The following is a 7,018-nucleotide window of genomic DNA, read 5'->3' as shown; positions in this document are numbered from 1 at the left end:
CAAGCTCCCGGAATCCGGTTTCATCCAGATCCGTGAGCTTGTTCACGCCAAGCCCGGAAGCAAGTTCATAAACCCGCTCCTGGCTGATTCCCCGCCTTGAAGCGAGAGACCATATACTGTTGAGACTCTTTATTTTGTTTGCCATTTTATCCTCCGGCTGCTCGTCAGATTTTGGGAACCACCCCAAAATGACCGCCAAAAGGCGGTTTCGCTTAACCAATCAAAAAGCCCTATGCCGCCGAAATATCCAGACTAACCGGCTGCCATGCGTCTTCAATTCCGCCGCGTTCGTACACCCTGATATAACTTTTGGTGTCTGCCACCTGAACGCTCTGGCTTATGGCGTCCATTGCCCTGTGCCAGCGCTCGTCTTCAATTCTCAAGCGTCTCAGGCTTAAAACCTTTGTGGTTGAAATATTGCCTTCCTTGTCCACCTGAAACGCGTCATTGATCAGCACCTTGATTTCAGGCCTCGAATCCTGAGTCCACTCGTTCAGGCATTCGTCAATCAGCTCTTTTGCGGCATGGAGACGTTCATCAAAAGACAGATTTTCGGAAATCGCTATCAGAACCTTTGATTTGCCATCAAAGCTCAGAAGGCTCAGATTTCCTTTTCTGCCTCCGCGCTTTACTCCGTATTTTTCAGCGGAAAGCTCGCAGAACGCGCTTACATCGGCCATTGTTCTGCTTTTGAATGTCTTCAATACTGAATTTACATTCCTTGCTTCCCCGATGATTTCCTTGACCAGGCTGTCACGCTCCAGATCAATTTCGTCGATCAGATTGACAGGCACCAGCCTGCCTTTGTGGTCTTCCCTGTAATCCTGCATGTTCATATATCGTCCTCCTTAAAAATCCCCCTGGCCCCCTTTAAAAGGGGGAATAATGTCTCGGCTGCTCGTCAGATCCGGTTGCCACACCGGATGACCGCCGAAGGCGGTTTCGCTTTATTGTCGGGTTACGAGCAAAGGACGCTCTAACCCGACCTACATTTATCCCTGATATTCCAGCCCCAGCTCCGCCATTCCGCGTTTGACATTTTTCAGGCTCGTCACCGCCCTTATCTTTAAGGAATGCCTCGTCTCCTCATCATCAGCCCTGACAAGGGCAAACAGATCCATGACCACTGTGTTCAGATTTTCGTGAATTCCGTTGATCCGTTTTTTTCTTTCTTTTTCCGCTATTTTAAAAAGCTTCATTTTGTCTCCTTGCAGCTCTTGCAAGCTTTAAAAAGTCTCACCCTCAATGGATTGGTTGCTGAAAATGGTTGTCTTTTGTTTTCGGCGCATTCGGCAAGGTCAATCTCTCCAAGCACCGGGCAGTTTACCTTAAGGCCTCCGAAGACCTCTTTAACCTTTGATAAAACCGAGTTTAAATTCCCGTTATACTTGTCGTTAATCACCAGGCTCACCGTCGCCTTCGAATATCCAAGCCTTTTGGCAACTTCTGCCTGACCAAGATCGGTGGCTTTCTGTGTAAGCAGGCCAATTGCATCGACTTCATTCATGATCGGCCCTCCTGATACATGACCTTTTTAAGATTCGGATCGTATACCTGCCTTACTTTTTTGATCATCGGAGCTTTCGGGCCTGTGTACATGGATTGTATCAATCTGTATCTGGACATTCCGCCTGTATGTTTTGCGGCCTGGACAAGCTGAAGATATCCGGCCTTGTGAAGATGAAAAACATATGATCTGGCATCTTCGGAGTCTACTGGGCTTTCCTCAAGCGACGCGGCCATGGCCAGCTCGTCAGCATCAAATATTTTCAGGATTCGCATGGTGCGCCACATCTGATCCCTTTTTGTTCCCTGGGTGATGGGACTGCCGTCCCTTCTTACCCTCGGAGCTTCGCGGCCTATATCTTTTACAAGTTCATAAACACGGGGTGATTTGTCTGTGGCTGTCTTTTTTATGTAACCAGCTCTTTCGAATCCGCGAAGATACCAGCGCACACTGCTCAGATCATCGAGGTTTGTAGCGTTCAGGATGCTGACGCTTGTAAAAGTCCGCTGCTCCCTGATGGCGTTCCACACATTCTGGCGTGTATCCGCAGAGATTCTTTCTGAAGGAATCATATGATCCTCCTTGCCGGAGCCTCACCTGTGTAAAGCTGGCGGTCTCCCCATTCCTTGAGGCCGATTTCTGAAAGCCCGATTCCCATGGCCTCTTCTTCTATCCTTGAAAGATTCACGCAGATTCGTCTGACAGATCCTTTTGCTGCTTTAGTCACGGCTTCGAGCAGATCATCCTTAACCTTGACCTTGCGGCAGTAGAATGAAGCCAGGAGCTTTGCGTCCTGCATGTCTGCTGGCTGGGTGTATGCCCATTCAAGAATTCTTCCGTGGAAGCGCTCCCATTTTTTCAGCTTCTGGGGCATCATTTCCTCGCCGATCAGAAGAATCGGAGCCTTGCTGCCTTCATAAATATCCCGGACGATTTCCACCGCAGATCTGTTAACGATGTGATCCATTTCGTCTATGATGAGAGGCCTGCCTGAAAGAGCCAGTTGCTCTGATATCTGTTCTGTAAGTTTGTAAATTGGCCCTATCGCGGGAATGCCCATCTGGAGCATAATGGCTTCAAGAAGCGCTCTTTTTGTCCAGCTTGATTTGCATTCGACATAATAGGCCCTGTATTTGTTGGCCGCGTATGACGCGGCCATGCTTTTGCCCATGCCGCTTGGCCCTGAAAAAGAAACCATTCTCGGCAGGTGATCAGGGCTGTTCATGGCCCGCTCAAGCGCCTTCATGCACAGGGCCACGTTCCTGAGCGGAGCAGTGGTCTTGACTTGACTCATTTCCTGTGTCACATTGTCCTCCAAATTGATTTGTTAGTTGTATTTTTAAGGCCCGGTTGTGTTCCACCACACCGGGCCTTGCTTTTTATAATCCGCTGGCCATGATCTTTTCGGCATCTTCATCCATCATCCGGCAAGCTCTGTAATCCGCTGTTGACGGGTAATATTCATGGAATCTTGTGAGCCTTTCTGAAAATGTTTTTCCTGCATTTATTTCTGAATCCAGATGCTTCCAGAATTCCCATTTTTCGAACATATCATCAGGAATTTCCTCAGACTGAATCGATGTTTCAAGTTTTGGCAGGGCTTGATCTGATGCCATATCTGTCTGAAGCTGCGCCCTCATATCTTCAATTTCAGGTGAGGATTCTGGGGCAGGAAGCGCATCATTTGCTCTCACGCCTGTTTCTGCCTGGATTTCATCCACCTTTTTCAGGGCTGTTTTCATTCTGCCGATTCCACGCTTTTCAAGTGCCTGCTCATGCATTGAAACAGGGAAGAAGGCCTTTTTGTTTCGGTTCCATTCAGGAATCGCGATCAGCCGTTCATCATGGTCATAGACCCAGACTTTTGAAGGATCGTGGACGTCATATTCAACGATGACCAGCATTCCGTGGTAATGTTCGAGGCGTTTGTCGAAGTAGATATTGCTGCCGACATTGATTTCTGCCCTGTTGGTTTTCCGCTCGATCCGTGGACGTTTCAGTGAGATATATTCCTCTTCTGAAATCATCTCAGGACGCCAGCCCTGGTCAAGATACTGCTGCCATCTTTCAGCCGGAGTCATGTGGCGTTTTCTGCCTGTCCCTGAATCCGTTATTTTCGGAAGAGTCGAATGATGATGGTAATAATTGTACCAGGTCTGAAACTGGGCCATGAAATCAAGGAAATCAGCCCAAGTTATGGTGATGTCGCTCTTGCCTTTTGCCCGGACATCCTTGTCCATGGCCAGATAAACCGAGCGTTCAACATCCTTGCTCATGCCCTTGCCGCGAAAGGTTTCAAGCAGCCTTGCCCAGTTGATCACATTTTTGTTAAAGGACTCGATTCCGCCGCGTCCCTGGGGATTTCCGGGCCTGCCTGTTTTGTGAAGAACACCGAGGCGCTCGAAAAGACCTGTCATATCACTGGTCATTTCTTTGCCTTCGTTTCCGGCTCCGTTGTCTGTGTAAAGGATCGCTGGAATTCCGCCGTAGGGCTTCTTGTCGTTAAGCGTGACCATGTGCCTTACGCAATCGCCCACTGTCTGGGCAGACTCCGCAAGACCCACGCTCCACCCGATGACCATCTTGGTGACGTTGTCCACCGCGAGGCAGATTTCAGGAATAAAAGGCCTGCCGTGAAAAGGATGCTGAACCTTTGCCTTGAAGCTGTGGCCGTCCATCTGCACGATATCCATGGGCATGAAGCCGTCGTTGCTTCTGCGGACAAAGCCTTTCTGGGATCTGAGTTCCTTTGGAGACTTGCGGCCACGTTCAATGTCCAGTCTGCTGAAATTTTTCACGAACCTTCGAGCCTGATCATATGAGGGGATGTTTTCGCAGCCTGTGTAAGCCATAAGCTCCAGAACGAAATTGATCGCTGGCTTTGAAGGTTTTCTGTAAAGCGTAAGAAATTCTGCTGCCCATGCTGGAATGGCCACTTCCTTGTTTGGGGATTCAGGCACAATGCCCATGTATCCGTATTTGGCGTAATCCGAGGCCCAGCGTTTGAGGGTGCGTTCTGACAGGCCTCTTTCGCCATTGCTGCCGGATCTGTTATTGGCTGAAGCGATAATTTCTGAGAGATAAGCCGGAAGCGTTCCTTGTGTCTGCATGACAAGCAGATCAATAATTCCCTGGCGCTGACTTTTTGGGTGATTCTGGAGAAACTTCACAAAAGTGAGACGCGCTGTAGCTGTGTCTTTCTGCCAGCCTTTGAGGCTGTGAATCTCTGAGCCTTCCTTATTATAAGGAGCAAGCATGGATGGCATTCTGGGTGAGGGCAGCTTTACCTTTGGCGCATGAAGAACGATGATTTCAGCTCCGGCAGGCTCGACTTCAGCTTCTTCAATCGCTGGAGCTGGGGCCAGGGATTCAAGAAGGCGGTCGGATTCGGCCTTTACCATAGCGTCTTTGATATCAGCTGGAAGGCATTTATAAGGAAAAACCTTCATATTGCCGCCACGAACACCCTGAATTTCGCAAGGCCAGTTCTCTTTTGCAGCTCTTGCCAGAATACCCTGACGTGTGCGGCCCAAGAGAATGGCTATTTCCTTTGCGTCATAGCTGGACTTCATGCCGCAACCTCATCAAGGACATGGGTTTCGTCCAGAATGGCCAAGTATTCTTTCGGGCAGCCTTTTCCGATCAGATAATTAAGGACTTTTCGACTCTCTCTGTTGCCTTTGATAAAGGCGCAGACATTCTGCCTTGGAATCCCAAGTTCCCTGCCAATATCAGTCTGACTGATCCCGTTCAGCACCATCCATGCTTTAATTTGTAAGCTTTTACGCTTGATCATAATGAACCTTCAATTTTCTTAAGCCTGTTTTTAGCCACCTTTGCCTCCTGGTATGCTTCAGCCCAAGACAAGAGCTTTTCCTGCTGCTGATCAATTGCCCTGTATCCGAGAGGCCTCATCAAAATGGACAACAGCTCCGTACAGTCACAATCCACGGCCCTGCAAAACACCGGGAAAAGCTTCAGGGGCATTACATGCTCGTCAGCCTGAGGATTAAGCCACTTTTCGAGCAACGACATGCTTATCTGAGTCTTTATGCCGTGCCTGCGGCAACTCTCCTCCATACGTTCCAGAATCTGCTCTCTGGAGTATTTGGAAGCCTTGGCCGCCGCGTTCATAGCCAGCTTCAGATCATATGAGATGTTCAGGTTCTGTCCCCTGAATTTCAGTTCCATCTGATGCACTGTCCGAAAATTCCTTATTTGTTGTCCGAAAAGCGTCAATTCTCTGACGTTGTAACCATGGAAATTTTGTTGTAAATTGAAATTTCCGGTTACTTGTAATCTTATAAGCCAAAGCTTATGCAAAAGCAAGCCAAAATTTACTTTAAGCTTGTTTCATCTTGATTTTTTGGCTTTATTAATGACTAAAATTTATAAATATGTGGATTTATTATATATGGATAGCTTTAATCTTGAAAATAATGACATTGACCCCTCTTTAAGCTTGAATGAATCAAGCGTAAACGAATTCAATGCCTGTTTGGAGAGAATACGTGAGGCTGTTAAAGCTAAAAGTGATGCTGATATAGCTAAAAGTTTAGAGATTAAATACCAATCAATAATAGCGGCAAGAAGGCGTGGGCAAATACCGCCGGGATGGCTTTTTGCAATAGCAGCCAAATTTAATATTTCTGCCGATTGGCTCTATTTCGGCACTGGCCCAAAAGAAAGAGGAAGCACGCAGCCTGAATCACAGTCCAACGTGATCACATGCGCCGACAATACAGCCATAGACATTGATAACTACTGCTTCATACCAATGGTGGAAGCCCGCTTGTCCGGCGGTCACGGCGAACCTGTATATTCGGAAGGGATCAAGGATTACTATGCGTTCAGAAGGCGTTTCATCAATTATATAGCGACCAGCCCTAAAAATCTGATACTGATGAGAGTGACAGGAACATCGATGGAGCCTGAAATAAAGGACGGCGGGACTATAATGATTGATATGGGCAGAAAGCATCCTAAAACCGGCGCATACTTCGCCCTGGGCTACGGAGATTCACTGTCAGTAAAGGAACTGGAGTTGCTGCCAGAAGGCCGTGTGCGTATAATAAGCAAAAACCGCAAAGATTATCCACCCCACGAAGCCGACCTGAAAAGCATCCGTATAATCGGTCAGGTAATCTGGGGCGACCGCATGTTTCCAATCTAATTAATCCTAAGTAAACCCCCGGCTCTGCCGGTGGACTCAAAGAGTTTGACATATCCAGGAATAAGAAGAAGTCTCCAATAACTGAACCGCCTAAAGTTAAAGGAGACTTCAATGACCGAGACACAAAGCCTAAGCCATAGTGCCTGGGAATGCAAGTATCATATAGTATGGATTACAAAGTATAGAAAAAAGACTATTTATGCAGAATTGAGGCGATATTTGGCCAGGCAAAAAGAATGTGCAATATTGGAAGGCCACTTGATGTCAGATCATGTTCATATGCTTATTTCGATTCCCCTAAAGTATTCTGTGGCGCAAGTAGTAGTCTTTATAAAGGG

General features: G+C 47.5%; 10 protein-coding genes and 2 other RNA genes. 2 read left to right on the top strand and 10 right to left on the bottom strand.

Going from position 1 to position 7,018, the window contains the following annotated elements:
• Positions 1–151: 151 nt before the first annotated feature.
• From K245_RS27475 to K245_RS0120160, 10 genes are all read right to left on the bottom strand, one after another.
• Positions 152–214, bottom strand: an RNA gene (locus K245_RS27475) — hammerhead ribozyme type II.
• A gap of 16 nt (positions 215–230) precedes the next feature.
• Positions 231–836: a DUF3164 family protein gene (locus K245_RS0120195; RefSeq protein WP_027360639.1), complete on the bottom strand. Its 606-nt coding sequence runs from the start codon at positions 834–836 to the stop codon at positions 231–233.
• Positions 837–888: 52 nt separating this feature from the next.
• Positions 889–948, bottom strand: an RNA gene (locus tag K245_RS27470) — hammerhead ribozyme type II.
• A gap of 44 nt (positions 949–992) precedes the next feature.
• Positions 993–1,199 carry a hypothetical protein gene (locus K245_RS0120190; protein WP_027360551.1) on the bottom strand — a complete coding sequence of 69 codons (207 nt, stop codon included), beginning with the start codon at positions 1,197–1,199 and terminating at the stop codon, positions 993–995.
• Positions 1,196–1,507, bottom strand: coding sequence for a helix-turn-helix domain-containing protein (locus K245_RS0120185; protein ID WP_027360552.1), 312 nt, complete (start codon positions 1,505–1,507; stop codon positions 1,196–1,198). Before K245_RS0120185 ends, K245_RS0120190 begins: the two co-directional genes overlap by 4 nt.
• Positions 1,504–2,079, bottom strand: coding sequence for a hypothetical protein (locus K245_RS0120180; protein ID WP_027360638.1), 576 nt, complete (start codon positions 2,077–2,079; stop codon positions 1,504–1,506). Before K245_RS0120180 ends, K245_RS0120185 begins: the two co-directional genes overlap by 4 nt.
• Entirely contained in the window at positions 2,076–2,813 is a 738-nt protein-coding gene (locus K245_RS0120175) for an AAA family ATPase (RefSeq protein ID WP_027360637.1), read from the bottom strand. Before K245_RS0120175 ends, K245_RS0120180 begins: the two co-directional genes overlap by 4 nt.
• Before the next feature lie 73 nt (positions 2,814–2,886).
• On the bottom strand, positions 2,887–5,079 hold the full coding sequence (locus tag K245_RS0120170) for a Mu transposase C-terminal domain-containing protein (RefSeq protein WP_027360636.1): 2,193 nt from the start codon (positions 5,077–5,079) through the stop codon (positions 2,887–2,889).
• On the bottom strand, positions 5,076–5,303 hold the full coding sequence (locus K245_RS0120165; protein ID WP_027360635.1) for a hypothetical protein: 228 nt from the start codon (positions 5,301–5,303) through the stop codon (positions 5,076–5,078). Before K245_RS0120165 ends, K245_RS0120170 begins: the two co-directional genes overlap by 4 nt.
• Positions 5,300–5,698, bottom strand: a complete 399-nt coding sequence (locus K245_RS0120160; RefSeq protein WP_027360634.1) for a hypothetical protein — start codon at positions 5,696–5,698, stop codon at positions 5,300–5,302. The genes K245_RS0120165 and K245_RS0120160 overlap by 4 nt, the downstream gene beginning before the upstream one ends.
• A 223-nt stretch (positions 5,699–5,921) precedes the next feature.
• Between K245_RS0120160 and K245_RS0120155 the strand changes: the two genes are divergently transcribed.
• Together K245_RS0120155 and tnpA are read left to right on the top strand one after the other, a co-directional pair.
• Positions 5,922–6,680, top strand: a complete 759-nt coding sequence (locus tag K245_RS0120155) for a S24 family peptidase (protein WP_027360633.1) — start codon at positions 5,922–5,924, stop codon at positions 6,678–6,680.
• Positions 6,681–6,791: 111 nt separating this feature from the next.
• The coding region (gene tnpA / locus K245_RS0120150) for an IS200/IS605 family transposase (RefSeq protein ID WP_027360632.1) at positions 6,792–7,018 on the top strand (227 nt) is incomplete at its 3' end.

This window comes from Desulforegula conservatrix Mb1Pa, assembly GCF_000426225.1.
In the GTDB taxonomy this organism is placed as follows: Bacteria; Desulfobacterota; Desulfobacteria; order Desulfobacterales; family Desulforegulaceae; genus Desulforegula; species Desulforegula conservatrix.
Note: the sequence above shows the minus strand (reverse complement) of the source record. Positions and strands in the feature narration are given on the sequence as shown.

Bases quoted from the DNA above. Each gene is read 5' to 3' on its own strand.
- K245_RS0120190 (WP_027360551.1), bottom strand. From the start codon at position 1,199: ATGAAGCTTTTTAAAATAGCGGAAAAAGAAAGAAAAAAACGGATCAAC.
- K245_RS0120170 (WP_027360636.1), bottom strand. From the start codon at position 5,079: ATGAAGTCCAGCTATGACGCAAAGGAAATAGCCATTCTCTTGGGCCGC.
- K245_RS0120165 (WP_027360635.1), bottom strand. From the start codon at position 5,303: ATGATCAAGCGTAAAAGCTTACAAATTAAAGCATGGATGGTGCTGAAC.
- K245_RS0120180 (WP_027360638.1), bottom strand. From the start codon at position 2,079: ATGATTCCTTCAGAAAGAATCTCTGCGGATACACGCCAGAATGTGTGG.
- K245_RS0120160 (WP_027360634.1), bottom strand. From the start codon at position 5,698: ATGGAACTGAAATTCAGGGGACAGAACCTGAACATCTCATATGATCTG.
- K245_RS0120185 (WP_027360552.1), bottom strand. From the start codon at position 1,507: ATGAATGAAGTCGATGCAATTGGCCTGCTTACACAGAAAGCCACCGAT.
- K245_RS0120195 (WP_027360639.1), bottom strand. From the start codon at position 836: ATGAACATGCAGGATTACAGGGAAGACCACAAAGGCAGGCTGGTGCCT.
- K245_RS0120155 (WP_027360633.1), top strand. From the start codon at position 5,922: ATGGATAGCTTTAATCTTGAAAATAATGACATTGACCCCTCTTTAAGC.